General features: G+C 72.1%; 18 protein-coding genes and 1 pseudogene. 13 read left to right on the top strand and 6 right to left on the bottom strand.

Going from position 1 to position 25,402, the window contains the following annotated elements:
• Positions 1-10: 10 nt before the first annotated feature.
• Genes FAF44_RS26120 through FAF44_RS26105 form a run of 4 tightly spaced genes read left to right on the top strand, consistent with a single transcriptional unit; the run spans position 11 to position 5,325 of the window.
• Complete coding sequence (locus FAF44_RS26120) at positions 11-1,660, top strand: ABC transporter substrate-binding protein (protein ID WP_237105899.1); 1,650 nt, start codon at positions 11-13, stop codon at positions 1,658-1,660.
• Positions 1,657-2,652: an ABC transporter permease gene (locus tag FAF44_RS26115; protein WP_237105898.1), complete on the top strand. Its 996-nt coding sequence runs from the start codon at positions 1,657-1,659 to the stop codon at positions 2,650-2,652. Before FAF44_RS26120 ends, FAF44_RS26115 begins: the two co-directional genes overlap by 4 nt.
• On the top strand, positions 2,649-3,488 hold the full coding sequence (locus FAF44_RS26110) for an ABC transporter permease (protein WP_237105897.1): 840 nt from the start codon (positions 2,649-2,651) through the stop codon (positions 3,486-3,488). The genes FAF44_RS26115 and FAF44_RS26110 overlap by 4 nt, the downstream gene beginning before the upstream one ends.
• A gap of 1 nt (position 3,489) precedes the next feature.
• A complete protein-coding gene (locus FAF44_RS26105) occupies positions 3,490-5,325 on the top strand; it encodes an ABC transporter ATP-binding protein (RefSeq protein ID WP_237105896.1) in 1,836 nt (611 codons plus the stop codon).
• Here FAF44_RS26105 and FAF44_RS26100 read toward each other — a convergent pair.
• Positions 5,295-6,941: a hypothetical protein gene (locus FAF44_RS26100; RefSeq protein WP_237105895.1), complete on the bottom strand. Its 1,647-nt coding sequence runs from the start codon at positions 6,939-6,941 to the stop codon at positions 5,295-5,297. The genes FAF44_RS26105 and FAF44_RS26100 overlap by 31 nt on opposite strands.
• 629 nt (positions 6,942-7,570) lie before the next feature.
• Between FAF44_RS26100 and FAF44_RS26095 the strand changes: the two genes are divergently transcribed.
• Positions 7,571-10,504, top strand: coding sequence for a DUF11 domain-containing protein (locus FAF44_RS26095; protein ID WP_237105894.1), 2,934 nt, complete (start codon positions 7,571-7,573; stop codon positions 10,502-10,504).
• Between the two features lie 38 nt (positions 10,505-10,542).
• On the opposite strand, the gene FAF44_RS26090 is transcribed toward FAF44_RS26095, so the two are convergent.
• On the bottom strand, positions 10,543-10,902 hold the full coding sequence (locus FAF44_RS26090) for a nuclear transport factor 2 family protein (protein WP_237105893.1): 360 nt from the start codon (positions 10,900-10,902) through the stop codon (positions 10,543-10,545).
• Between the two features lie 236 nt (positions 10,903-11,138).
• Positions 11,139-12,545, bottom strand: coding sequence for an LVIVD repeat-containing protein (locus FAF44_RS26085; RefSeq protein WP_237105892.1), 1,407 nt, complete (start codon positions 12,543-12,545; stop codon positions 11,139-11,141).
• A 107-nt stretch (positions 12,546-12,652) separates the two neighbouring features.
• Here FAF44_RS26085 and FAF44_RS26080 point away from each other — a divergent pair, with 107 nt between their 5' ends.
• The gene (locus FAF44_RS26080; protein ID WP_237105891.1) at positions 12,653-13,549 is read left to right on the top strand and encodes a LysR substrate-binding domain-containing protein; all 897 of its coding nucleotides are present in this window, start codon (positions 12,653-12,655) and stop codon (positions 13,547-13,549) included.
• A 45-nt stretch (positions 13,550-13,594) separates the two neighbouring features.
• On the opposite strand, the gene FAF44_RS26075 is transcribed toward FAF44_RS26080, so the two are convergent.
• Positions 13,595-14,857, bottom strand: coding sequence for an MFS transporter (locus FAF44_RS26075; RefSeq protein ID WP_237105890.1), 1,263 nt, complete (start codon positions 14,855-14,857; stop codon positions 13,595-13,597).
• 69 nt (positions 14,858-14,926) lie between these two features.
• Between FAF44_RS26075 and FAF44_RS26070 the strand changes: the two genes are divergently transcribed.
• Both FAF44_RS26070 and FAF44_RS26065 read left to right on the top strand, forming a co-directional pair.
• Positions 14,927-15,925 carry a DUF5937 family protein gene (locus FAF44_RS26070; protein WP_237105889.1) on the top strand — a complete coding sequence of 333 codons (999 nt, stop codon included), beginning with the start codon at positions 14,927-14,929 and terminating at the stop codon, positions 15,923-15,925.
• A 317-nt stretch (positions 15,926-16,242) separates the two neighbouring features.
• Positions 16,243-17,097, top strand: a complete 855-nt coding sequence (locus tag FAF44_RS26065) for an alpha/beta fold hydrolase (protein ID WP_237105888.1) — start codon at positions 16,243-16,245, stop codon at positions 17,095-17,097.
• A 13-nt stretch (positions 17,098-17,110) separates the two neighbouring features.
• Here the strand turns inward: FAF44_RS26065 and FAF44_RS56445 are convergent, their stop codons facing one another.
• Positions 17,111-18,016, bottom strand: a complete 906-nt coding sequence (locus tag FAF44_RS56445; protein WP_237105943.1) for an AraC family transcriptional regulator — start codon at positions 18,014-18,016, stop codon at positions 17,111-17,113.
• A 141-nt stretch (positions 18,017-18,157) separates the two neighbouring features.
• Between FAF44_RS56445 and FAF44_RS56440 the strand changes: the two genes are divergently transcribed.
• The gene (locus FAF44_RS56440; RefSeq protein ID WP_368857775.1) at positions 18,158-19,213 is read left to right on the top strand and encodes a trans-acting enoyl reductase family protein; all 1,056 of its coding nucleotides are present in this window, start codon (positions 18,158-18,160) and stop codon (positions 19,211-19,213) included.
• Here the strand turns inward: FAF44_RS56440 and FAF44_RS56435 are convergent.
• Positions 19,211-20,368, bottom strand: a pseudogene (locus FAF44_RS56435) (MFS transporter); the annotation flags it as partial. The gene FAF44_RS56440 and the pseudogene FAF44_RS56435 overlap by 3 nt on opposite strands.
• Positions 20,369-20,452: 84 nt before the next feature.
• Between FAF44_RS56435 and FAF44_RS26050 the strand changes: the two are divergent.
• From FAF44_RS26050 to FAF44_RS26035, 4 genes are all read left to right on the top strand, one after another.
• Complete coding sequence (locus tag FAF44_RS26050; protein ID WP_237105887.1) at positions 20,453-20,911, top strand: helix-turn-helix domain-containing protein; 459 nt, start codon at positions 20,453-20,455, stop codon at positions 20,909-20,911.
• A 103-nt stretch (positions 20,912-21,014) separates the two neighbouring features.
• Positions 21,015-21,377 carry a hypothetical protein gene (locus FAF44_RS26045; RefSeq protein ID WP_237105886.1) on the top strand — a complete coding sequence of 121 codons (363 nt, stop codon included), beginning with the start codon at positions 21,015-21,017 and terminating at the stop codon, positions 21,375-21,377.
• On the top strand, positions 21,374-22,288 hold the full coding sequence (locus FAF44_RS26040) for a hypothetical protein (RefSeq protein WP_237105885.1): 915 nt from the start codon (positions 21,374-21,376) through the stop codon (positions 22,286-22,288). The genes FAF44_RS26045 and FAF44_RS26040 overlap by 4 nt, the downstream gene beginning before the upstream one ends.
• A 136-nt stretch (positions 22,289-22,424) precedes the next feature.
• Positions 22,425-25,367: a WD40 repeat domain-containing protein gene (locus FAF44_RS26035; protein ID WP_237105884.1), complete on the top strand. Its 2,943-nt coding sequence runs from the start codon at positions 22,425-22,427 to the stop codon at positions 25,365-25,367.
• Positions 25,368-25,402: the final 35 nt, after the last annotated feature.

The following is a 25,402-nucleotide window of genomic DNA, read 5'->3' as shown; positions in this document are numbered from 1 at the left end:
GGAGACAGCAGTGAGACGTGCGACAGCGATCGCAGCCCTGGTGTTAGTGATGGCGGCCGGGTGCACCGGCACCGAGGGCGCCGCCACCAACACCACTGCGGCCAGGGGAATGGTCGACTTCCTGGACTACGGCGACTTCGGCGGGGGCGCGGAGCCGCAGGCCAACTACAACCCCTACCTCACCGCCACCCACCTGGGCGCGGTCGGCTACTTGTTCGAGAAGCTGGTGATCTTCAACAAGTACTCCTGCGAGCCGGTTCCCTGGCTGGCCGAGTCCTTCGCCTGGGCCGACCCGCGAACCCTGACCTTCAAGATCCGCCAGAGCGTGCAGTGGAGCGACGGCCGGCCTCTCACCGCCAAGGACGTCGACTACTCCTACAACCTGATCAAGAAGCACGAGGCCCTGGACACCGCCGGCGTCTGGCGCTACATCAAGAGCGTCACGACCACCGCGCCGGACACGATCACCATGACGTTCAAGGAGCCGGGCGCCGCGGCCTTCACCAAGGCGGTGGACGTGCCCATCGTCCCTGAGCACATCTGGTCCACGCAGGCCGACCCGGTCACCTTCGTCAACGCCGACAAGCCCGTCGGCACCGGCCCCTACCTGGTCAAGTCCTTCAACCGTCAGCAACTGGCGATCGAGCGCAACCCCCGGTACTGGCAGGCCGACAAGATCAAGGTGCAGGAGATCCGCTTCCACAAGGCCGACGGCGGCGGATCGATCGATCAGCTCAAGCTGAGCCGCGGCGAGTACGACCACAACGCGATGTTCGTGCCCGACGTCAAGAAGGCATTCGTCGACCGCGACCCCGAGCACAACCACTACTGGTACCCGCCGGGCGGTGTGATCGCCGTCTACCTGAATCTCACCAAGGCCCCTTTCGACGACCTGGCCTTCCGTAAGGCGCTGACCACCGCCTTCGACCACAAGCAGATCATCGACAAGGCGCAGTACGGCTACGTGCGGCAGGCCAGCCAGACCGGCCTGATCGTGCCCGGCCAGAACGCCTGGCTGCCCCAGGGCATCGCCGACGAGGGCCGCATCCCCTACGACGCGGCCAAGGCCGACGCCGCGCTCACCACGGCCGGTTACGCCAAGGACGCCAAGGGCCGCAGGCTCGGCAAGGACGGAAAGCCGATCGCGTTCGCCTTCAAGGTGCCGGGCGAGTGGACCGACTGGCTGACCGCCGCGCAGATCACCGTCAAGAACCTCACGGCGCTCGGCTTCGACGTGAACCTGGAGACGCCCGACTTCCCGACGTTCGACAGCGAGCGCGCCGTGGGCGACTTCGACATGCTGTACGGCGTCTTCGGCGGCTCCTGCAACATGTACCAGAACTTCGCCGACCCGCTCAGCACCGCCCAGAGCGCGCCCATCGGCAAGAAGGCCGCGGCCAACCACGTCCGCTGGAACGACCCCGAGACCGACCGGCTGGTCGAGCAGCTCCGCGTCTCACCCGACGAGAGCGTGCAGAAGCAGGCAGTCGCCGGGCTGGCGAAGATCATGATGGACCAGGTGCCGGTGATCCCGCTGTGGTACGGCGCCAAGTGGTTCCAGTACCGCACCGCCAAGGCGGTCGGCTGGCCCAGCGAGCAGGACCCCTACGCCGCGCCCGGCGACGATCTGCTGATCATCACGAGGCTGCGCCCGGCATGAGGTACTTCCTCAGGCGGGCGGGCTTCTTCGCCGCCACCCTGTGGGCCGCGGTCACGCTCAACTTCCTCATCCCGCGGCTCCAGCCGGGCGATCCGGCCGAGACCATCGTGCAGAAGCTCAGCGGCCAGAACAAGGCGATCGACCCGGCCCAGGTGACGGCTGTGCGCAAGATGCTGGGCACACCGGACGGAAACCTGCTCCAGCAGTACGTGGACTACATGGGAGCGGTGGTCAAGGGCGAGTTCGGCGTCTCCTACACCTACTTCCCCTACCCGGTCACCCACATGATCGGGCAGGCGCTGTGGTGGACGGTCATCCTCGTCGGCGTCACGCACGTGATCTCCTTCGTGATCGGCACCCTGATGGGCGCGTGGGCGGCCTATCGGCGCAACACGCGGACCGACTCCTTCATCACGCTGGGCTCGACGTTCGTCGGGACGTTGCCGTTCTTCTGGCTGGCCCTGCTGCTCATCTACGTCTTCGCCTTCACGCTCAACTGGTTCCCCGAACGCGGCGGTTGGGGGCCGGGCAGCACCCCCGGCTGGAACTGGCTGTTCATCTCCGACGCCGTCCAGCACAGCGTGCTGCCGGGGCTCGCGCTGCTGATCGTCGGCCCGATCGGCTGGATCATCGGGATGCGCAACAACATGGTGCAGACGCTCGGTGAGGACTACGCGCGCCTGGCCAGGGCCAAGGGCCTGCCGCAGACCAGGATCGCGCTGACCTACGGCGCGCGGATCGCCGTGCTGCCCAACGTCACCGGCTTCGCCATGGCGCTGGGCGGCATCCTCGGCGGCACCGTGCTGGTGGAGTCGATCTTCAACTACCCGGGGCTCGGCCGCATGATGCTCGACGCCGTCTCCAACCGCGACTACCCGCTCATGCAGGCCCTGTTCCTGTTCATCACCATCGGCGTCCTGCTGGCCAACTTCCTGGCCGACATGCTCTACGGCGTGCTGGACCCGCGGGTGCGCAAGGAGGCGGCCCCGTGACCTGGTACGCGATCCTCTGGCGCAACCGCAAGTGCCGGATCGGGCTCGTCATGCTGGCGGTGTTCGTGCTGATGGGCGTGTTCGCGCCGTGGCTGGCGCCCTACGATCCGCTGGCGGACTCCTTCGGCCTGTCGCAGACGCCCTCGGCGGAGCACTGGCTGGGCACCACCGCGCGCGGCGAGGACGTGCTCTCCCAGCTCATCCACGGCGCGCGCATCTCGCTGATCGTGGGCCTGGCGGCGGGGACGCTGTCCACGCTCATCAGCCTGGCGGTCGGGCTCACCTCCGGCTACCTGCGCGGCATCGTCGACGAGATCCTGTCGTTCTTCACCAACCTGGCCCTGGTCGTGCCGGTGCTGCCGTTGATGATCACGCTGGCGGCCTACGCGCCGGTCAAGGGCATCTGGCTGGTCGTCCTCATCATCAGCGTCACGGGCTGGGCGTACGGCGCGCGGATCAAGCGAGCCCAGATCATCAGCCTGCGCACCCGCGACTACGTGACCGCCGCCAAGTTCGCCGGCGACTCCACCGCCCGCATCATCGCCCGCGAGATTCTGCCGAACATGACGTCGCTGGTCGTGGTCGGCTTCATGGGGGCGTGCATGGGGGCGATCGGTGGCGAGGCCGGGCTGTCCTTCATCGGCCTGGGCGACCCGCAGAGCACCAGTTGGGGCACGATGCTCAACCGCGCCAACACCGGCGGGGCGATGCTCAGCGGCCAGTGGGCCTGGCTGGTCGCGCCCGGGATGGCCTTCGCCGCGCTGATGATCGCGCTCACCCTGATCAACTTCGGGGTGGACGCGCTCAGCAACCCCCATCTCAGGGAGGAGGACTGACATGGCACTGCTCGAGGTCCGGAACCTGTCAGTGACCTACAGCCCACGCGAGGCCCCGCCGGTCCGAGCGGTCGACCAGGTCAGCTTCGACGTGGCCGACGGCGAGTTCGTCGGGCTGCTGGGGGAGTCCGGGTGCGGCAAGACCACGCTCGGCAACGCCGTCCTGCGCCTGCTGGACCGGCCCGCCGCCATCACCGGCGGCTCGGTCGTCTTCGACGGCACCGACATCACCTCCTGCCCGGAGGAGGAGCTGCGGTCGCTGCGCTGGGCCAAGCTCTCCACGGTCTTCCAGAGCAGCATGAACTCCCTCAACCCGGTGATCACCATCGGCGCGCAGTTCGAGGACGCCTTCCGCGCCCACGACACCACCGGCGACGTCGCGGCCCTGCTGGAGACGGTCTCGCTGGAGCCCTCCGTGGCCGCGCGCTACCCGCACGAGCTGTCCGGCGGAATGAAGCAGCGTGCCGCCCTGGCCCTGGCCCTGGCGCTGCGGCCGCGCTTCGTCCTCCTCGACGAGCCCACCACCGGCCTGGACGTGGTCGTCCAGCGCCGCATCCTGGACCACCTGCGCGACCTGCGGGCGGAACTGGGCTTCGCCGTCCTGTTCATCAGCCACGACCTCGGGACGGTCATGGAGCTGGCCGACCGCGTCATGGTCATGTACGCCGGCGAACTCGTCGAGGACCAACCGGCCGCCGCCATGCCGGCCAGGCCCCTCCACCCCTACACCCGCGGCCTCCTGGGCTCCTACGCCGACCCGCGCGCCCCCGTGATCACCGTCGACTACGTGCCCGGCCGGCCGCCCGACCTCTCGGTGGAGCACGCGGGCTGCCGGTTCGCCCCCCGCTGCCCCGCTGTCCTCGGCGAGTGCCACACCACCCACCCCGACCTGCTGCCCCTGGCGGGCGGCTCGGCCCGCTGCCTGCTGGCCGGACAGATCCCGGAGACGGCCACGGCCGGCGCCTTCACCCCACGCCCTGAGGCTCCCCCGGACGATCCGGTGCTCTCCGTCCGCGACGCGGTCAAGGACTACCAGGTACGGCGCAGCGTCACCCGCGCTGTGGCCGGCGTCTCCTTCGACCTGCACCGAGGCCGCGTCACGGCCCTGGTGGGACAGAGCGGCTCCGGCAAGACCACCCTGGCCCGGCTGGTCACCGGGGTGGAGCGGCCGACCTCGGGCTCGGTGACGTTCCACGACGGCCTGGACGTGGGCCGGCTGCGCGGCAGACGGCTGCGCGCCTACCGCCGCCACGTCCAGCTCGTCTTCCAGGACCCCTTCGCCGCGCTCAACCCCACGCGGACTCTCGGCTACGCGCTGTCCCGCCCGCTCCGCAACCATCTGGGCCTGTCGGCGGCGGCGGCCAGGGACCGCGCGGCCGGCCTGCTGGAGACCGTGGGCCTGCCCACCCAGTTCCTGGACAAGCTCCCGCACCAGCTCTCCGGCGGCCAGCGCCAGCGCGTCGTCATCGCCCGCGCCCTGGCGCCGGAGCCGCAGGTCGTGGTGGCCGACGAACCCCTCTCGATGCTGGACGTCTCGATCCGCGCCGAGATCCTCGAACTGCTCGACCGGCTGGTGCGCGAGCGCGGGATCGCCATGCTCTACATCACCCACGACCTGCTCAGCGCCCGCCTGCTGGCCGATGAGGTGCTGGTGCTGCGCAATGGGCAGGTCGTGGAGAGCGGGCCGACGATGCGGGTGATCGGCCAGGCCGAGCACGACTACACCAGGCTGCTGCTCGACTCCATCCCGAACCTCGCCCCGGCCGCGAACCGCGATGGGGACCGCGCGGGCGGTCCCCATCGCCCTCACAGCTCCACGAGGACCGCGCCCGGCTGAGGCAGGTCGAACTCCACCGTGACGTGGCCGTCACCGGCCTGACCGGTGACGGCCTGCGACACCAGGCTGTCCGCTGCGCGCAGCCGCGCCCACTGCTCCTCGTCCGGCCACTCGCCCACGCCCAGCTCTGCCGCGAGCACGGCGACGTCGCCGTGCTCGCCGTCGAGACGGGTCAGGGTGACGGGCCGGCCGGGGCCCGGGACCGACAGGCGGACACGGCGATCGAGCCCGGTGCCGCCGCCGGCCTTGGAGTGGTCGAGTGTGTGGTTCCACACCAGGATCGCGTGCGTGCCGTCGGCGCGGCGGCTCGCCCACGTCTGGACGAGGCCACCGGAGCCGTCGCCGTCGAGGGTGACGGGCAGCTCGATGTCGCCCAGCCGCGACAGCAGCCACAGGGCGTGGTAGCGGGCCTTGGCGATGCCGCCCACGGTGATGAGGCCGAAGCCGCCGTGCAGCAGCCGAGGCGGGCGGCCGAGCTCCTCGAAGTGGTCGGAGGCCACCCAGTAGGACAGGGCGTCGAGCCGCCCGGCGGCCGAGCGCATGCCCTGCAGCAGGAACATCGCCGAGGCGACGCCGTCGTTGACGGGGTTGAAGTGCGTGGGGGTGACGCCCCACTCCGTCCACAGGATGCGGGCGTCGGAGCGGTCGAAGCGTTCCAGCGTGGGGCGCAGGTCGAGCGGCGGACTGCCGTAGGTGTGCGTGGAGACGAAGTCGAGCGGGGCGCCCGACTCGGCGACGTGCTGGAGCAGCTCGTCCACCCAGCCGGCGGCAGCCGAGGAGGGCCCGCCGACCCGCAGCGCGGGGTCGACGTCCTTCACGGCGAACGCGGTGACGTCGTACAGGCGCATCCACGCCTCGCGGTCGGCCGACCAGAAGACCTCCAGGTTGGCCTCGTTCCAGACTTCGAAGTCCCAGCCGCGCACCTCCTCCAGCCCATACCGGTCCACCAGGTGCTGCACGAGCGCGCGCACCAGATCGCCCCAGCGCTGCCAGTCCTTGGGCGGCGAGATGATCGCGCCGTAGTCGAAGACGGTCCTGGACGGGTCGGCGGCCAGATCGCGCGGCATGAAGCCGATCTCGACGACCGGGCGCAGGCCGATGCCGAGGATGGCGTCGTACACCTCGTCGACGGCGCTGAAGTCGTGCACGGGCTCGCCGTGCACCTCCCGGTAGACGCCCAGGTCGTCGTGGAGGATCGCGTGCGCGCGCACGGTCTCGACGCCGATCTCCTCGCGCACCCGCTTGAGCGCGGCCAGCAGTTCCACGCCGATCGGCCGCCCGCCGCTGAGGTCGGCGCAGCGCAACTGGCTGAGTCGCTCGCTGCCGATCATCGGCACCCACGGTTTGTGCAGGGGCGCCTCCCGGGTGCCCACCTCGGCCGTGACCAGCGGTCGGCCACCGTCCGGCGGCGACGACTCCGCCGGCACGGCCGGGGAGAGCGCGCCCGTGATCGTCACCTCGGGAACGGAGGCCACCGCGTAGAAGTACCGCACGCCGGGGATGCCCGTCGTGTCCACGTACCAGGTGTCGGGCACCGACAGCACGTCCTGACCCAGATGGTCCACCGGTGCGAACGGCCCCTGCGGGTTTTCGGCACGGTGGACGAGATAGCCCACGGCGCCCTCCGCCGGCTCCCACCGCAACGTCACATGGCCGGCGCCGGACTCGGCCACCAGGCCGGCCGGCGGAGGAAGAACAGGGGGTTCGCTGCGTCGAGTGCTGTCAGAACGACGGGAGATCCGGGACTCCCAATCGGTGGGGGTGGTCACCTGTAGTCCTCCGCTGTAACCGGTTTCTGAAACCCATACACTCGCCTGCCGGGACTCAAGGTGTCAAGCCGCTTTCGGGGGGAGGACCATCGTCGCGGGGCACAGCCGTCCTCGGCTCGCACGGTCCGAGTGATCGGCGATCGTGCCGGGACGGGCGACTCGGTGTCGCCGAGCTCTGAAACAAGCAGGTCGCCGGATCGATCCGACGGAAACAAGTTACATCCGTGGCCTTCCCGCAGCCCCCTTGGTTAGATGCTTGCGTTGATCAACACTTCGGTTCACACGGAGGATTGATGTCCGAGCCCTTAGGTGGCTTATGGCGGGCGACGGCCCCCCTCGCCGCTCTGATACTGGTCGCCTCCGGCCTGACGGTCGCGGCCAGTGCCCCGGCGGCGGCAGCGCAGCCGGCGACCATCACCATGACGGCCTCCGCGATTCCCCCGCCGGGTCCTGGTCTGCCACCGCCTTCCAGCCCGGTGGCCTCGGGGTCGCAGCTCACCTACACGATCGACGTGGCGAACACGTCCGGCGCCGGGCTCGACGAGGTGGTGCTGACCGACCAGGTGCAGGGCATGACCGGCCTGGTGCTGACCAGTTCGGTGGGCACGTGTTCCGAGTCGGCCGGGCTGGTGACCTGCCGGGCGGGCAGCCTGGACGGCGGGCAGCCGTGGCGGGTGACCATCCGCGGGATCGTGACCGCCGCCAACGGCGAGACGCTGCACAACACCGCCACCGTGGCGGGCACGCACGCCAGCCAGACCTTCGCGGTGTCCTCGACGGTCTCCACGCTGGTGAGCAACCAGCCCACCACGCCGCAGGCCGAGCTGTCGGTGAGCATCCAGGGGCCCGCGCAGATCGGTGACGACCAGGAGGTCCGCTACGACCTGACGGTCAACAACGCCGGCGGCGCGCACGCCACCGACGTCGTGGTGATCGACACGTTGCCCAACGGCTTCGAGTTCGTCTCGGCCGCCGGCACGAGCTTGTTCACCTGCGAGAACACTCCGGCTCCCTCGCTGACCGTGACCTGTAAGGGCGGGCGCGTCAATGCCGGGACCAACGCGACGATCACCGTCATCGCCCGGTCCGGCGTGGACCCGGGCCCGTTCGACAACACCGCCGTGGTGGACCCGTACGGCGCGGTCCCGGAGTCCAACGAGCTGAACAACACCGGGTCGCTGGTGTCGAACCGGCCGGCGCCGCCGGCGCAGACCAATCTGACGATCACCAAGACGGATCTGGTGGACCCGATACGTCCGGGCGACGTCGAGACGTTCAGGATTCATGTGGTCAACACGGCGGCGACGCGTGCGGACGATGTCGTGGTCGTCGACGGCACGCAGGGACTCGACGCGGCGAGCGTCACGGCGACCACCACCAAGGGCACGTGCACGGTGGAAGCCTCCAAGGTCACCTGCACCCAGAGGAGCCCGAGCCTGCGGCTGGACCCGGGCGAGAGCCTGGACGTCACGATCACCGGCAAGGTGGTGGCCACCGCCGGTTCCCGCATCGTCAACACCGCCACGGTGACCGGGAACATCAAGAACACGGGCGTGTCCAACTCGGCCACCACGACCACGACCGTGCGCCCCGGCGTCGACCTGAGCGTGGTCCAGACGGCCGCCGTCAACCACAGCGACCCGCCGGCACCGGACGCCTTCCGCGCCCACGACAGCTTCGACTACGTGATCGCCGTCGGCAACAGCGGCCTGGACGACGCCAGGAACGTCGTCGTGCGCGAGCCGCTGGTGGACGGCACGACGTTCAAGTCGTTCAAGGGGCCGGACGGGGTCGAGTGCGGCGCCCAGGACAACGTCGTCACCTGTACCGGGCTGACCGTGCGCGGGGCCACCAGCAGTGGCTCGGCGGGCGGCACGGTGGAGACGATCACGGTGACCGTGGTCGCCGCGCCGAAACCCGGCAAGATCACCTCAACGGTGACCGTCGACCCCGCCAACGCCATCCGCGAGGCGGACGAGACCAACAACTCCTTCGCCACGCCGACGGACATCGCCACCGGCGTCGACCTGACGGTCATGGCCGACAGCGAGCCGGCCGTCGCGCCGAGCGGCACGCTCGTCTACACGATCACCGTGTTCAACATCGGCACGCAGGACACCGAGGCGGTGACGCTGCAGAACCTGCTGCCCGCCGGGGTGCGGTTCCGGGAGGCGGTGGACGTCGGCAACCACAACTTCACCTGCACGGGCGCCGACGGCGCGGTCAACTGCATCGGCGGGATCCTGCGCGGCACGCACGACCACACGCTGGCGCCCGACTTCGCCACCATCAAGGTGACGTTGTTCGCTCCGGCGCCACCGGCACTGATCAAGACCCAGGTCCGCATGGATCACGAGAACAAGATCGCCGAGATGCTGGAGGACAACAACATCAACATCCGCGCCACCGACATCCGGCTCGGCGGATGCTGCGTCTACCACGATCTGACGGTCGACAAGCGGCAGGTCTACCCCGACAGCGTCGTGGCACCGAGCGGGATGGTGGAGTACGACGTGATCGTCTCCAACACCGGGACCGACGTCGCCTTCCACGTGAACCTTCAGGACATCATCCCGGCGGGGGCGAGCGTGCGGTTCGCCGAGGACCTCGACCCGGGGCCGGGGGCGTTCGAGTGCAACACGGCCTCGCCCGTCGTGTGCGTCAACGGCGTGCTGGACGGGTCGAAAGAGCAGACACCCCAGGCGGACGACGCCACGCGCGTCATCCGCATCGGGTTGCTCGCTCCCACCCGTCCTGACGTGTACACCAACCAGGCGATCGTGGACTTCGAGAACAAGATCCCCGAGGGTGACGAGACCAACAACAGCGACGAGGAGTCGCTGATCGTCGACATCGGGGGCGACGGGACGTACATCGACCTGACGGTCGACGTCACGCAGAGCCGGCCCGCCGGGACGGTGGCACCGGCGGGGCAACTGCAGTACGCGGTGACGGTGCGCAACACCGGTGCGGCCGTGGCCTTCAACGTGGGCGTCCGCGACCTGCTGCCGGCTGGCGCGGTCTTCCGGGCGGCGTACGACTCCAGACCGGGGGAGGGCGCGTTCACCTGTCAGCCTGACGGCGTCTGCACGGGTGGCGTCCTGGACGGGTACAACAACGACACCCCGCTGGCCGACGACGACGAGCGGACGATCGTCTTCGACGTGTTCGCCCCCTCCAGGGTGGATACCTACGTCTGTGTCCCCGCCGTTCCGACCGTCGCCTGTACGGGCACCCTGGATGGAGCCCAGAACCAGTCGCCGTCCAGCGGCCAGACCGCGACGATCACCATCAAGGCGAAGGGCCCGTCGGCGGCCGATCAGTTCAGCTCGCTCATCCAGGCCCGCGTCGATCCCGCCAACACGGTCGCCGAGGCGGATGAGACCAACAACACCATGACCAACGGGTAATGACGGGCAGGGCACCGGACATCAGTGCGTGCGGCACCCTACATGGGTGTCTGGTGGAGGAGCACGACGCGCCAGCCCTCGGAGGTCCGGCGGTAGACCGTCGAGGCGTGCCATGAGGACGTCTCGTCACCGCTGGTGCTTGTCAGTTTGTAGGTGACCACGGCTCCCGCGTCGCCGAGCGGCTTGACCACGACATCGTGTGCTCGGTTGCGCCGGTCGGGGTTCCCGCTTCCTGCGACGTACATGTCGAGCACCTGCTGCCTGGGCACGATTCCGTAATGTCCCATGGCGACGAAGTCGTCGGCGCAGTACTCCTCGAAAAACTTCTCGTCATAGGCCGCGTCAGCATCCAGCATCCGCTGCTCGAGCTCCATCAGGGTCTTTTCGATGCCGCTCATCCAGTCGACTCCTTGTCGTGAGAGAGTGCGCCCCACGCTGTCAGCCGTACCTGTCGTCTTCTGACAGGTACGGCCAGAGATCCTGGAAAGCACTGCCGGCGTGGTGGGTGGCCTTCCCGGAGCGGACCCGCCGCCTTCGGAAGGACACCGCCCGCACCCGCTTCCCAAGACCGGGAGGTGCTCGCCGTGACGGACGGGGTCCGGCAGATCGCGGGTGGACCCGGGCGGCGATTCGATCAGCGCGGGCCCACGTAGCGCAGGATCCAGAGCCCTTGGTTCTTGTCGGTGATGTAGATGTGGCCGCGCCGGTCCACGACGACGTCCTCGGTCTGCACGACCAGGTCGCCGGCCGGTAGCGGCCCGTAGCGCTTGCGCGGCTCCGGCGGGATGAAGTAGCCGACCTCGCGCGGCAGTCGCGCGTTCGACACGTCGTAGACCCGCAGTCCCGCGTTGAAGTGGGCCAGGTAGAACAGGTTCGCCTGCTTCTCCACGTCCGGGTGGTACTGGTGGTGGTTGAAGTTGTGCGGTCCGCACCAGCCTCCCCTGCCGGCGAAGTCCTGGTACGGCGCCTGTTTCGGCGGTACGGGCGCGGGCAGCAACGACAGCAGGAACGGGTGGGCCGGGTCCTTGATGTCCACGATCGAGGCGTGGTGCGCCGGGCCTTTGCCGTAGGAGATGTCCTCGGAGTTGGCGAAGCCGATGCCGCGTTCGGGGATCGGCAGGAATCCGTGCACGCCGAACTGCGCGTGGAACGGCGGGCTGAACGGCAGGTGGCCGATCTGCCTGGGGCGGGCAACGTCGGAGATGTCCAGCACGATCAGGCCCGCCGCGCCGTACGGCAGGTAGACGTGGTTCCCGGCCGGGTACGGCGGGCCGTGCAGCGAGACGTGCGCGCCGGACCCGCAGCAGAACCCGTGCAGGTGCGACGGCTCCGGCTCCGGCGTCTGGCCGCCCTTCTCCTGGCCGGGCACCCACCAGCGGCTGGCCTCCACCGGGCGGGCGGGGTCGGCCATGTCCAGGATCACGTAGATGTTGCCGGTGAAGCCTTTCATGTTGGCGGCGAGATGGGCGTAGCGGCCGCCGTCGTACAGGTTGCGGTGGGTGCCCGTGCCGCCGTCGGTCCTCCAGTGGGCGATCCTGCGTGGGTCGGCGGGGTCGGAGACGTCCCAGATGAGCACACCGTCGTGGAACGGCCCGTCCGGGTCGGGTGCGGCCTCCACCGGGAAGACCTTCTCCACCGCGGTGACCAGGATGTCGCCGCCCAGCGTGACCTGGTTGCCGAGCGTGTTGGTACGCGGCTCGGGCGTGGGAAGGAACTTCAGCACGCGAGCCCTGGCCGGGTCCGTCACGTCGAGGACGCTCCAGCCGGGGTCCCAGAAGTGGCCCATGTAGAGGTACCAGCGGCCGTTCTTCTGCCGGATCGCCATCTTGAAACCGGGGCGTTCATCGAGATCGCAGTAGCCGATCACCTCGACATTGCGCGCGTACGCGCCCTTGGGTGGGCTGACCGGCACGTCCCCGGACGTGTCACCGCTTTCCGCGTGCGCGGGGCCGTTGCCCAGTGTGGCGGCCAGACCGGCCGCGCCCGCTGCCCGCACCGTGCCGCGCAGTGCGGCGCGGCGGGAAATGTGCTGCTCGGACACAGGCTCTCCTCGGTGACCTTGGTGAGTGGTGTGTCCAGGCTTGACGATCAGCAGAATGCCTGTCCAATATATGTTTTCGCCCGGAAAAATACGGATTGGATATTAGTGTGGCTGACCTGCGGCGTATGGAGTACTTCGTGGCGGTCGCCGAGGAGCTTCATTTCGGGCGGGCGGCCACCCGGCTGCACATCTCGCAGCCGCCGCTGAGCATGCAGATCCAGCGGCTGGAGGAGGAGGTCGGGGCCGAACTGCTCCGCCGTACGAAACGGAGCGTCCAGCTCACGGCGGCGGGGGAGGTGTTCCTGGAGGAGGCGCGCGCCACGCTGCGCCAGGCGCGCCGGGCCACCGACCTGGCCCGCAGGGCCGCCAGAGGCGACCTCGGCCGGCTGTCCATCGGAGTGATCGACTCGGCCCTGTACGGGCTGGTGCCGCCGGTGGTGCGCCGGTTCACCGAACGCTATCCCGACGTGGAGATCACGGTCACCGAGCGGCGCATCCACGAGCAACTCGACCTGGTGGCGAGCGGAGCCCTGGACGTCGGCTTCGTTCATCCTCCGGTCGACCGCCCGGGGCTGGCGGCGGAGGCGGTGCACCACGAGCCATTCGTGCTCGCCCTGCCCGAAGGGCATCCGCTGGCCGGGGCGCACGACGTGTCGCTGGCGCAGGCATGCGCGCAGCCGCTGATCCAGCCGCCCAGGGAGCAGAACCCGGTCGGTCACGACAGCCTGCTGGCGATCTGCCACCAGCACGGGGCGTACCCGAACATCGTCCGCGAGGCGTCGCCCAAGCAGACGATCATCGCTTTGGTGGCGGCGGGGCTCGGCGCGTCGGTGCTGCCCGAGGCCGTACGGCACTCGGGTTATCCCGGGGTGGTGTACCGGCCCATCGAGGGCGGGCGTTTCGGCATCACCACCTCGATCGTCTGGGCCCGCGACGCCCTCGAACCCTCCGCCCGGCTCTTCCTCGATCTCCTCCTTCAGCCGTCAGCATCGCGCAGGGCGTAAATCCCCCTCGTTCATGCCGGAGCCGGAGCCGCGCCGGACCGAGGGTCAGGTCGGTGCCACGCGCTCGTCCGCGGATGACCCGCGCGACGCGCGTACCGTCCGCAGCACCGCCGACACGCACACCACGCCCAGCACGCCGCCTCCCGCGATCACCTGGTGGACGGGGACGAACTCGGCCACCGCGCCCGCGACCGCCATGCCCAGCCCCTGGGCCGTCATCAGCCCGGCCGTCATCAGCGTCATCGCCCGGCCGCGCAATTCCTCCGGGACGGCGGCGACGAACCACTGGTCCAGGCCGAGGGTGTAGCTGATGCCGCAGCCGGTGAGGACCTGACAGGCCAGCGCCCAGCCGAGCGAGGGTTCGAAGGCGTACCCGAGCGCCGGCAGCATGGCCAGGACGGCGACCGGCATCGTCAGGCGCGCCCGGCCGCGCGGGCCGAGCAGCGTGCCCACCAGGGTTTCGCTCAGGATCGCGCCGATCGGCATCCCGCACATGAGCAGCCCGAGCCCGGCCGGGGAGAGGGCGACGGCGGCGGCGTACGGCGTCAGCAGCGCCTCCGGCACGACCACGAACATCGGCGGAACCCAGCCCAGCAGAAGCAGCGACCGGATCCGCCGGTCGCCGAGGAGCAGTCGCATCCCCGCGAGCGAGGCGCCGACCAGCGCGCCGCCGCCGGTCCCGATCCGTGCCGGACGGCGGCGGGTCCCGAAGCGGAGCACCAGCGCCGAGCCGAGGAACGTCGCCACCGTCGCCCCGAGCACGACGTGCGGCGACGCGACGGTCAGCAGCAGGCCGCCCGCCCCGAAGCCCACGAGTTGCCCGCTCTGGCCGACGATCCGGATGACCGACCTGCCCAGGACGAACAGGTCCCCCTCGCCGAGGATGTCGCTGAGCGTCGAGGCGCGCGTGCCCTGGAAGATGGGCGCGACGGCGGCGGTCACGCAGCGCAGGACGAGCAGCACGGCGACCGGCAGGCCCGGCACCACCATGGCCGTCGCGCAGGCCGCGCACACCAGGTCGCACACGACCAGCACCCGGCGGGCCGGGAACCGGTCGGCCACCGACGACAGCAGAGTGCCGCCGAGGACGTAGGGGAGCAGGCCGAAGGCGAAGGTCAGCGCGCTCAGCAGTGGCGAGCCGGTGAGCCGGTAGACGAGGACGGACAGGGCGATCTCGCAGACGACGACGCCCAGCGTCGACATCGCGTGTGCGGCGAAGACGGCGCGGAACTCGCGCACCGCGAACACGGCCCGGTATCCCGCGCTGCCCTCGCCGTGCCCGGCCGCCCGTCGCGGTGGGGATGACATGGCGGCAGCCTGCAGGCAACGCCGCGCCGCCTTCTAATCTTTCGGTTGCAGCCGAATCGAGGAGGGGCAGTGCCGGTGCAGTTGAGGTTCGGCCCCGAGGACCTGTTGCGCTGCCGGTTCGCGATCTCGCCGCTGTGCGAGACCCACGAGGCCGTACGGACGTTGCGGCGCACGGGCCGGCACGGCTACCACCGGTCCTGGCTGCGGCGCATGCGGGCGGCCGTGGCCGGGCTCGACCTGTCCGAACTGTGGTTGTTCATGCCGCACGGCGGCTACATCCCGGACTTCCTCGGGCCGCCGCCGGACGCTCCGTTCGCCACGCCGGCCTCGTTCGAGGCGGAGCTCGCGCGGGTGCGCGGCACCGACCCGGCCATGGCCCGCGACGAGATGGCCCGCTCGCTGGCCTGCGTGCCGGGAGCGGCGCGGTCCCCGCTGGGCCGCAGGATGCTCGACGACCCCGCGCGGGCCGTGCAGCGGCTCGCCGACCTGACCGAGAAGGTCTGGACGGTCCTGATCGCCGACGACTGGCCCCGGCTGCGGGAGCTGATGGAGGCCGACGTCGCCTACCGGACCAGGAAGCTCGTCGAGGGCGGTCTGGAGAGCCTCTTCTCCGACCTGCACGCGAGCGTGCGGTGGGCTGAAGGCGCGCTGACGCTGCGCACCGCCCCCTCGGCCCTGAACGTGCGTGACCTCGGCGGGCGCGGCATCCTGCTGATGCCGAGCGTCTTCGTCTGGCCGGACGTGGTGAGCGGCTTCGCCCCGCCCTGGCAGCCCACGGTGATCTATCCGGCGCGGGGCATGGCCGGCCTGTGGCCCGACGATGCGCCCACCCCGGCACCGGACGCGCTGGTGCGGCTGCTGGGCGCCAACCGGGCGGCGATCCTGCGCGGACTCCGCGAGCCGGCGAGCACCACGGCCCTCGCGCACCGGTACGGCCTCGCGCCGTCGTCCGTCTCGGCGCATCTGTCGGTCCTGCGCGACTCCGGGCTGCTGACCTCGCACCGCCGGGGACACCAGGTGCTCTACACGCGTACGCCGCTGGGCGAGGCACTGGCGGGCGGCACCTGAGCCGCCCGCCACACCGTCCACGGACGGCCTGTCCTGGCCGGACGACGGCGGCGTGCCCTCGTCCGCCCCCGGAGACGGCGAGTCGGGCCAACCGCCTACCCGATCAGCCCCGTCCGGTTGGCTGAAGCCGTGTGCCGGAGGGTCACTGTGGGGCTTTCGCCCGCCGGCGCATGTACCGCGTCATGATGCACCCGACGGCCCGACCTGTGGTGTGCCTGACCCTCCCGGAGCCTGATGCCTCCAAGCAGCTCGGCGCCGTCCCCCGGCAGCATGCGAGCAGGCGATGGCCACATAGTGATCGCTCTACACTCACCTCCATGATCGAGCTGGACGACGGCGCACGGCTGCGTACCTGGACCACGGGTTCGGCGGACCCGGGGAGGTTCCCCGTCGTCATGGTGCACGGCGGGCCGGGGCTGCCCGACTACCTCGCCCCGGTGGCGGCCGTCATCGACGACCTGTGCCTGGTCCACCGCTACGACCAGCGCGGCACCGGCGGATCGCGCTGGCAGGGCGAGCACACCATCGCCCGCCACGTCCGCGACCTGGCGGCGCTGCTCGACGCGTGGGGACACGACCGGGTGGTGCTGGCGGGGCACTCGTTCGGGTGCAACCTGGCGAGCTACTTCCTGCTGGCCCACCCCGAGCGCGTGGCCGGGCTGATCCAGCTCGCCGGGCCCTTCCTGGAGCCGTGGCGGGCGGCCGACCGGGCGGCCCAGCGGGCCCGGCGCACCGGCGAGCAGCAGGCCAGGCTCGACGAGCTCGACGCGACCGGGGCGCGCACGGAGGCCGAGGAGATCGAGTACCTCACGCTGTCGTGGTGCACCGACCACGCCGACCGTGACCGGGCGTGGGAGTGGGCGCTGGCCTCGGCGCGTACCCTGCGGCCCGTCAACTACTCGATGAACGCCCAGCTCAACGCGGCCGGAAAGGCCGACCCGCTCGAATCGCACGTGGACGAGCTGCGCGCGCGCCTGCCGCCCGGCGCGGTGATCATCGGCGGGTCGGGCGACAGCCGTCCCGCCGACGCCCTGCGGCGGCTCGCGGCGAGCCTCGGCTGCGAGGTGGTCATCATCCAGGACGCGGGGCACTCTCCCTGGCTGGAAGCCCCGGACCGGTTCGCCGCGGCGTTCCGTGCCGCGGTGGCGAGGCAGACCCGAGGCGACGTCTGACGGGCCGATCGGCTCAGGCCGGGGGAGCGCCGCCCCCGTGCTGCCGGTAGCGGCCGGGCGGCGAGCCGTACCGGCGCTTGAAGGCGTGGGTGAAGGTGTACTGCGAGCTGTAGCCGACCTGCCGGGCGATCGTGTCGACGGGCGCGTCGGAGGTGCGCAGGAGTCGGGCGGCGGTGGTCATCCGCCACCAGGTCAGGTAGGTGAGCGGCGGCTGGCCGAGCAACTGGGTGAAGCGCCGGGCGAAGGCGGCCCGTGACAGGCGGGCCCGCGCGCCCAGGTCCTCGACGGTCCACGGCCGGGCGGGGTCCCCGTGGATGGCGCGCAGGGCGGCGGCGACGGCGGGATCGTGCAGGGCCGCCGCCCAGCCGGTGGCGGCGTGCCCGGAGACGTGCTGCTCCTCGAACCACGCGCGCAGGATGTAGAGCAGGAGCAGATCGAGCAGGGTGAGCAGGACGGTGTCGGAGCCGGGGCGGGCGTCGTCGTCCAGTTCCGCGCCGAGCAGCTCGACCGCGGCGCGCAGCTCCCGGTGCCGCCCCACCCGCGTCGGCAGGTGGATGACCTCGGGCAGGTCGTGCAGGAGCGGGTGCGGCCCGGAGTCGTCGAGCAGGTAGGCGCCGCAGAGCATGACCACCGTCGGCGGCCGGTCGGCGGGCGTCGCCGGCGGCTCGCCCACCGGGGTGGCCGGGTCGTCGGCCAGGCCGTGCGCCGACCCGCGCGGCAGGAACGCCACGTCACCCGGCCCGAGCGCGATCGGCGCACCCTCGGACGGAAGCAGCCAGCACGTGCCCTGCAGCACGACATGGAAACCGGCTGCGGGCACTGCGGGGAACTGCTCGGCGAAGGGCGCGAACTTGGATACCCGGCCCGAATGGGGCCGGCCGGCGCGTGCGGCGCTCACCACGTCAGACAGGACATCCACCCGGCCAGCATAACCACCGATGGCTTCGACGAAGACGATGGCGCAAACTCGGGAGCGGATCGTCCATTCAATCGTCTCCTGCCCGCGTCTTACTGTGCTGGTGGCTGAGCGACCGCGCAGCTTCCGACATGAGGAGACGTCATGAAGATCGCCGTTTATGGCGCGAGTGGATATCAGGGCAAGCTTGTGCTCGCCGAACTGGCACGGCGCGACATCGAGATGGTCCTGGCCGGGCGCAGCGCGGCCCGCCTGGAGCAGGCCGCCTCGGCTGTGGGCATCCCCGGCGCCGAGCGACGCGTGGCCGGTACCGATGACCACGAGGCGCTGGTGCACGCGTTGCGCGGCTGCGACGCCGTCGTCAACTGCGCCGGGCCGTTCACCTCGTCGGGCGAGGCCGTGGTCCGCGCCGCGATCGCCGCCGGTTGTCACTACACCGACACCTCGGGCGAGCAGCTCCAGGTCAAGGGGATCTTCGACACCTTCGCCACGCTTGCGCGCGAGGCCGGGGTCACCGTCATGCCCGCGGCCACCGACGGCTGCGTCCCGGGGGACCTGATCGCCCACCTCCTGGCCGAGCGTCTCGGACCGGTGGAAGAGATCGTCAGCACGCACGTGATCGTCGGAGGAGGCGGCATGTCGCGCGGCTCGCTGCGCTCGCTGGTCGAGACGTTCGACGCCGTCAAGGCGGGCGGGCTGGCCTACGACGACGGCGTCTGGCGGCTGGGCGAGCCCGCCCGCCGCACCGAGATCAGGCTGCCCGGACAGCCGGAGCCGATCCCGGTGATGGCCTTCCCCGTGGCGGAGGTGGTGACCATTCCCCGTCACGTCCGCGTCCGGCATGTCGAGGGACTGACCGAGGCGGCGCTGGGCGACCAGTTGAACAGCCCGATCACGCTGGAGCTCATCGACGGCCTGCCCGAGGGACCCGATGCGGACAGCCGCCGCGCGCAGCGCTTCACCTACGTGCTCGACGCCGTCGCCGCTGGTGGCCGTCGCGCCCGCGGCGTCGTCCACGGCCCCGACACCTACGGGACGACCGCGGTGATCGCCGTCGAGAGCGCCCGCCGTCTGGTCGCCGACCCGGCCGGACCGGGGGTGCTCGCACCCGCGCAGGCGTACGACCCGGCCGCCTTCCTCGACGCTCTCGCCCCGCACGGGATCCGGTGGAGCGTCGAGGACGTCCCGGTCAGGACGTGAGGGCGGGGGGGGGGCACGGTTGCCGGCCGCCCAGGCGGCCAGGGCGCAGAGCGCGAGCGCCGCGCCGAGGACGGTGGGGCCCGCCCAGCCGGCGACGTCGAACAGGGCCGTGGTCGCGGCGGCCCCCAGGGCGGAGCCGAGGGAGTAGCAGACCATGTAGGCGCCGATGGTGGTGCTGGTGCGGCCGGGGAAGGCGGCGGTGAGCGTGTGCTGGCTGCTGACGTGCACGGCCTGCACGGCGAAGTCGAGCAGGATCACGCCGGCGATCAGCAGCGGCAGCGACCACGGGAGCTGCCCGATCGCGGCCCAGGAGGCGAGCAGCAGCACGAGCGCGACGCCGGTGACCCGGCCCGCGTGCCCGGCGTCGCCCCAGCGTCCGGACCGGGCGGCGCCGAGGGCCCCGGCGAGCCCGGCGATGCCGAAGAGCCCGATCTGCGCCTCGCCGAGGTGCCACGGCGCACCGGCCAGCGGCAGCGCCATGCCGCTCCAGAGGGTGCCGAACGAGGCGAACAGGAAGAACGCGAGCAGCCCCCGGCTGAGGAACACCGGCCGGGTGAACAGTCCGGCGAAGGAGCGCAGGACCTGCCCGTACCGGGCCGGGTCCGGGCGGGCGTCGGCGGGCAGCAGCGTCAGGGCGAGTACGGCGAGCACGGCGGCGAGGAGCGCCAGGGCCAGGTAGACGCTGCGCCATCCCCACAGGTCGGAGAGCATGCCCGCGACGATCCGCGCGCCGAGGATGCCGATCACCACGCCCGAGGTCACGATGCCGAGGTTGCGCCCGCGCTCGGCCGGTGCGGAGATCGCCGCCGCGTACGCGACGGCGATCTGCACCACCACCGCGAACACGCCCGCGGCGGCCAGCCCGGCGAACGCCGCCCAGGCGCCCGGGGCGGCGGCGGTGACCGCCGTTCCCGCCGCGACCAGGGCGAGGTGGGCGGCGATCAGGCGTCTGCGGTCGAGCAGGTCGCCCAACGGCACCAGCAGGACCAGTCCCGCCAGGTAGCCGAGCTGACCGGCGGCCACCAGCAGGCCGAACGAGCCGGCCGGGACGCCCAGGTCGCGCCCCATCGGGCCGAGCACCGGCTGCCCGGCGTAGACGCTCGCCACCGCGACCCCGCACACCACCGCCAGCAGCAGCCGTGTTCTTCCGGTCATCGGAACACCCCCATTTGGTTTCATTTTGCAACTGAACGGAGGCTAGGCCAGAATGGTTTCAATACGCAACTCATTGGAGAGGCGATGGCACCCGACGACACCGACCGGCAGAGCCCCGCGTGGACCGACCCCGACTGCCCCGTCGCCCGCACCGCCGACCTGGTCGGCGACCGGTGGAGCCTGCTCATCGTCCGCGACGCGATGGACGGCGCCCGCTCGTTCACCGACTTCCAGCAGCGCACCGGCATCGCCCGCAACATCCTCACCGAACGGCTCCGCCGGCTCACCGCCCACGGCCTGCTCACCCAGGTGGACGCCCCCTCGGGCCGGCGCAGGCGGTACGCGCTCACCGAGGCGGGCAAGGACCTCTTCCCCGTGATCGTCACGCTGCGGCAGTGGGGCGAACGCCACGCCTTCGAGGCGGGGGAGACACACTCGGTCCTGGTGGACGGCGACGGAACTCGCGTCCCCGACCTGCGGCCCGCCGGGGCGGACGGATCGCCGCTGACCAGCGACACGACCACGGTGCGACGGCGCTCCTGACCGGGCCGGACCCGCCGCGGTCCGGCGAAGATCCCGAACCTCCTGTCAGGCGCCCCGTTTTCCGGCGATAATCACCCACCGAAGCCGCTGATTGCGAGGTTCGATGGACCTGTATCTTGCGGCCGGGCTGGGTGCCGTCGGCGGGCTGCTGGTCGAGCTGGTGTCCCTCTTCGGCCTGCTGTCCGCCTGGAGGGAGGAACGGCGGGCACTGAAACGGGGGCGCAAGCGCTCCCTGCCACCGTTCGGCACCTATCTCGACCTCCGGGCGGACATCCCCGTGGCGCTGGCCCGCATGGCGCTGGGGGCCATCGCGGGCCTGGTCTTCGCCGCCCAGATCCAGGGCGTCATCGCCGCGATCGTCATCGGCAGCGCTGCCCCGGCGCTCCTGCGGCAGTTCGGCAGTGCCCGCTCGCTGGCCCAGGCCCAGCAACAGGCGGACAAGCTCGACCCCACCGGGCAGCCATGACCGGGCAGGCGCCGGCCCGCCGGTTCTGGCAGCGGCTCATCGGCGCGCGTCCGGCCGCAGTCCCGGCCGTCCCCCTGGTCAGGGACCGGTCCGGCGGGCTGCCCAGCCGCTTCTGGGCCGCGCTCATCGGAGCGCCGCTGTTCCTGCCTGCGGCCCCGGCCGCGCCGCAGGAGCTTCCCGCCGCCCGGCTGACGGCCGCCCGGCCGCCCATCGCCCTGCTGGCGCAGCGGGCCCGCGCCGCGCGGGACGGCGGCGATCCGAAGACGATCCGGGTGGCCGACGCCGCGCTGTGCACGGCGATGCTGAGCACGCCACCGGACGGCTCCTGGCCGGAACTGCGTCCGCTCCTGGAGGAGATCCGCGCGGGCAACCGCTTCCTCGCCTTCGTCGTCGATCGGGTCCTGGGCAGTGGCCCGCCCGACTCCCGGCGGCTGGAGACGGACCTGGCCTACGCGTCGGACGCCGACCTGGAGCCGCTGGTCCTGGAACTCGACTGGCCTCCCTTCGTGGCGCGGCTGACCGTCGAGGAGCGGCGGCTGCGGCTCGGCCTGTCGGTCCGGCTCGAACAGGGGGAGGCGGGCTTCGTCGAGCGGGCCTACGGCGTCATGGTCCTGCCGGTGGCGCTCGTGTCGGATGTGGGGAGCACGCCGTACCTGCTGGCGCTGGCTCCGGGCGGCGACGGGCTGCGCGCGCTGATCGACCTGCCGCTCCCGCCCGGCCGCTTCCTGGCGGCGGCGCCGAACGGCGCCCCGATCGGCGTCGCCGAGGCGGGCTCCCTCGACCTCGACCTCGTCCGCGACTCGATCGCGGCCATCGGGTCCGTGAGCGGGCTGCTTCCGTGGCAGGAGATCGCCGCGTCGCTGCCGTCCGGGCACCCGGTCAGGCAGGTGATCGACGCTGAAGCTCACTGACGGGCGGCAGCTCTTCACGACCGTCGCCGACCTGGTCGCCGGGCAGCGGGCGGACGAGCTACGCGAGCTGCGCTCGGGCGAACTCGCGATCCACCGCGAACTCGGCGACCTGCGCCGCGCGCAGGGCACCCGTTCCGTGGAGGCGCTGCGCGTCCTGGCCGGGCTCGGCCTCGCCCTCGTCTCGGAACCGGACGCCGCGGGCGCCGTCGCGGCGGCCATCGACCGGGCGGCCCGCGCCGGGAGCGCCCCGATCGCCGCCGGTTCCACCGCCCCCGCGCCCGGCCCGGATGAGCGGCTTCAGCGGTGCCTCGACCTCATCGACGAGACCGGCGGCTCCCCGGCGGCCCGGCTCGCCGTGGCCACCGTCCTCGCCGGCCTCGCGGACCCGGACCGCAAGACGGACCTCCAGCAGCGGATCGGCGTCCTGCTCGCCCAGCGCCGGGGGGACGGCACGCTCGCGGACCTCCGGACGGCGGTGCTGCCGGGCGGCCCGCCCGGCCTGGTTCCGGACCCGGCGAGAATGAGCCTGTTCACCGCCGGCCCGGCCTTCGCCGAGTCCGTCGAGCAGGCTTGGGCCCAGAGCCGGGCCGGGGAGATCCGCGGCACCGTGCTCTGGTCCCTGGAGGCCGCGGACGGCCCGATCCCGTACGTCCAGGGCGCCTCGCTCGGCGCGGCCTTCGCCGTCCTGCTCGACGAGTCCCGCCGCGCCGCCACGACGCTGGGCCGGCTGCGCGTGCGCAGGCTCCGGCCGGGCACCGCCATCACGGGCGGCCTGGGCGGCCACGGAGAGCTGACCACGGTCGGCGGTTACCCCAGCAAGCTCGACGCCGCGGGTCAGGGCCGGGTCATCGTCCCCTCGTGCGACGAGAGCGAGGCCAGGCGCGCGGCCGGCGACGCGCACGTCGTCACCGCCGACACCTGGCGGACGGCCGCCCGGCGGGCCAGGCGCTACGACAGCCGCGCGCTGGCGCGGGTCGTCGCCGCCGTCGCGACGATCCTCGCCCTCGTGGCCTTCGCGGGCATCCAGGTGCTGCGGACCCGCGAGGCCGCGGCGGAGCTGTCCGCCGCGCTGACCAGGCAGGCCGACCGCGTCAGGCCGCTCGATCCGGCGGTCGCGGGCCTGCTGTCGGCCTCGGCCTGGACGGTCACCCAGACCCCGGAAGCCCGGTACGGCATGCGCGCCGTGCTGGCCACCGGCCTCAGGCAGGTCATCGCACCGGCGGGCTACCGCGCCGGCCTCGCGCTCCACCCGGACGGGCGGCTGCTCGGCTTCTCCGTCGAAGGCGGCATCCGCCTGTGGGACCTGCGGACGGGCCGGCCCGGCGAACTCCTCGCCCTCGACGGCGGCCTTCCCGAGTCGGCGGCCTTCGCGCCCCGCGGCGACGTCCTCGTGGCGGTCGCCCACGGCGACTCCCTCTGCCGCTGGACGCTCGCCACCGGCGCGCGCACGTGCGCGGACGGCCTGGCCGCCCCCGTCCTGCCCTTCGCCATCAGCCCCGACTCGCGGACGGTCGCCACGATCGACCAGGCGCGCAAGGTCCACCTGGTCGACCTGGACACCTGGGCGGCGGCGGAACTCCCCGTCGTGGCGGGCACCACGGTCAACGCCGTGACCTTCGGCCCCGACGGCACGCTGTACGCCGCCCTCAGCCTCGTCGGCGGAGACAGCGCCATCCAGGCGTTCACGGCGTCCACCTGGCGGCCCACGGGCAGGCCGCTGCCCAACACCCGCGAGATCCGCCGGCTCGCCGTCAGCCCCGACGGCCGTCGCCTGGCCGCCTCGGACGCCGCGGACGTCACGACCCTGGTCGGCCTCTGGGACCTGCCGGCGGGCAAGCTGATCGGCGACCTCGAGCACGACGGGCACGTGCACGACCTGGCGTTCGGCCCCGGCGGCGGCCCGCTCGCCGTGGCCGACGACGCGGGCCGGCTGCACCTGTGGAACGCGCGGACCGGTGAGCGCCTGCTCCCGCCCGTACAGGCGCATCGGGAAGGCGCGTGGGCGGTCGAGTTCGGCCCGGACGGGCGCACGCTCTTCACCAGCGCGGCCGACGCCACCATCAGACGGTGGGACGTCGCCACGGCGCTGCCCGTCGCCACGGCGACCGTGCCCGCCGGACCCCCCGCCTACGGCCCCCCGATCACCTCGGTCGCCATGGCCACGGGCGGCGGGAGCGCGGCCATCGGCACCGCGAACGCCACGGCCTACCTCTGGCGCGCGGACGGCGGGCTGACCCCGCTGCCCGCCCCGGCCGCCGCCGTGGCCCTCGGCCCGGACGGGAAGACCCTCCTGACGGCCGGCACGAAGCTGTCGCGCTGGGACCTGCCGGCCGCCGCGACCTCGCGGGAACTGCCCGGCTCCGAGGGCACGCGGCAGGTCGTCCTGAGCCGGGACGGCACGCTGGCGGCGGGAGCGGACGACGGCGGGCAGGTCACCGTGTGGCGGCTGCCCTCGGGCGAGCGCCTCCAGCCGTCCCTCCGGAGCCCGGCCGGTGGCCGGCCGCTCGCGATGGCGTTCAGCGCCGACGGCGACGCCCTCGCGGCGAGCGGCGCGGAATCCGCCTGGGTGTGGGACACCGGGACCGGCGGGTTCCGCACCGAACCGTTCCCCTTCGGCGCCAGGGCCGCCGCCGTCGCCCTCAGCGCCGACGGCGGCCGCCTGGCCGTCAGCGTGCCGGCCGGCGCCCAGAAGGCCGTCCAGATCTGGGACACGGCGGCCGGGCGGCAGGACGGCGGCGCCCTCACCGGAGCGGACGCCCTCACGGCGGCGGCCTTCAGCCCCGACGGCACCGTGCTCGTCACCGCCGACGAACTCCGCCGCGTCACCACCTGGGACCTGCCCACCAGACGGCAACTCGGCCCCACCTACACCGCCCCCGACGCCGTCTCGGGCCTGGCCTTCAGCCCGGACGGCGGCACGCTCGCCCTGACGAGCGGCCACACGCTGTTCCTGCGGGCCGCCGGCTTCCCGGCGGACCTGGTCAAGCAGATCTGCTCCGCCGCCGGACAGCCGCTGACCGCCGACGAATGGCGTCACTACGTCCCCGGCACCGAGTACCGGCAGGCATGCGACGGCTGACCCCCCGCGCGGGGTGAGCGGGGGAGCGTGTGGTT

It is taken from the genome of Nonomuraea sp. MG754425 (genome assembly GCF_021699195.1).
Lineage (GTDB): Bacteria > Actinomycetota > Actinomycetes > Streptosporangiales > Streptosporangiaceae > Nonomuraea.
The sequence above is the reverse complement of the archived record's forward strand: the minus strand, read 5'-3'. Positions and strand labels throughout refer to the sequence as shown.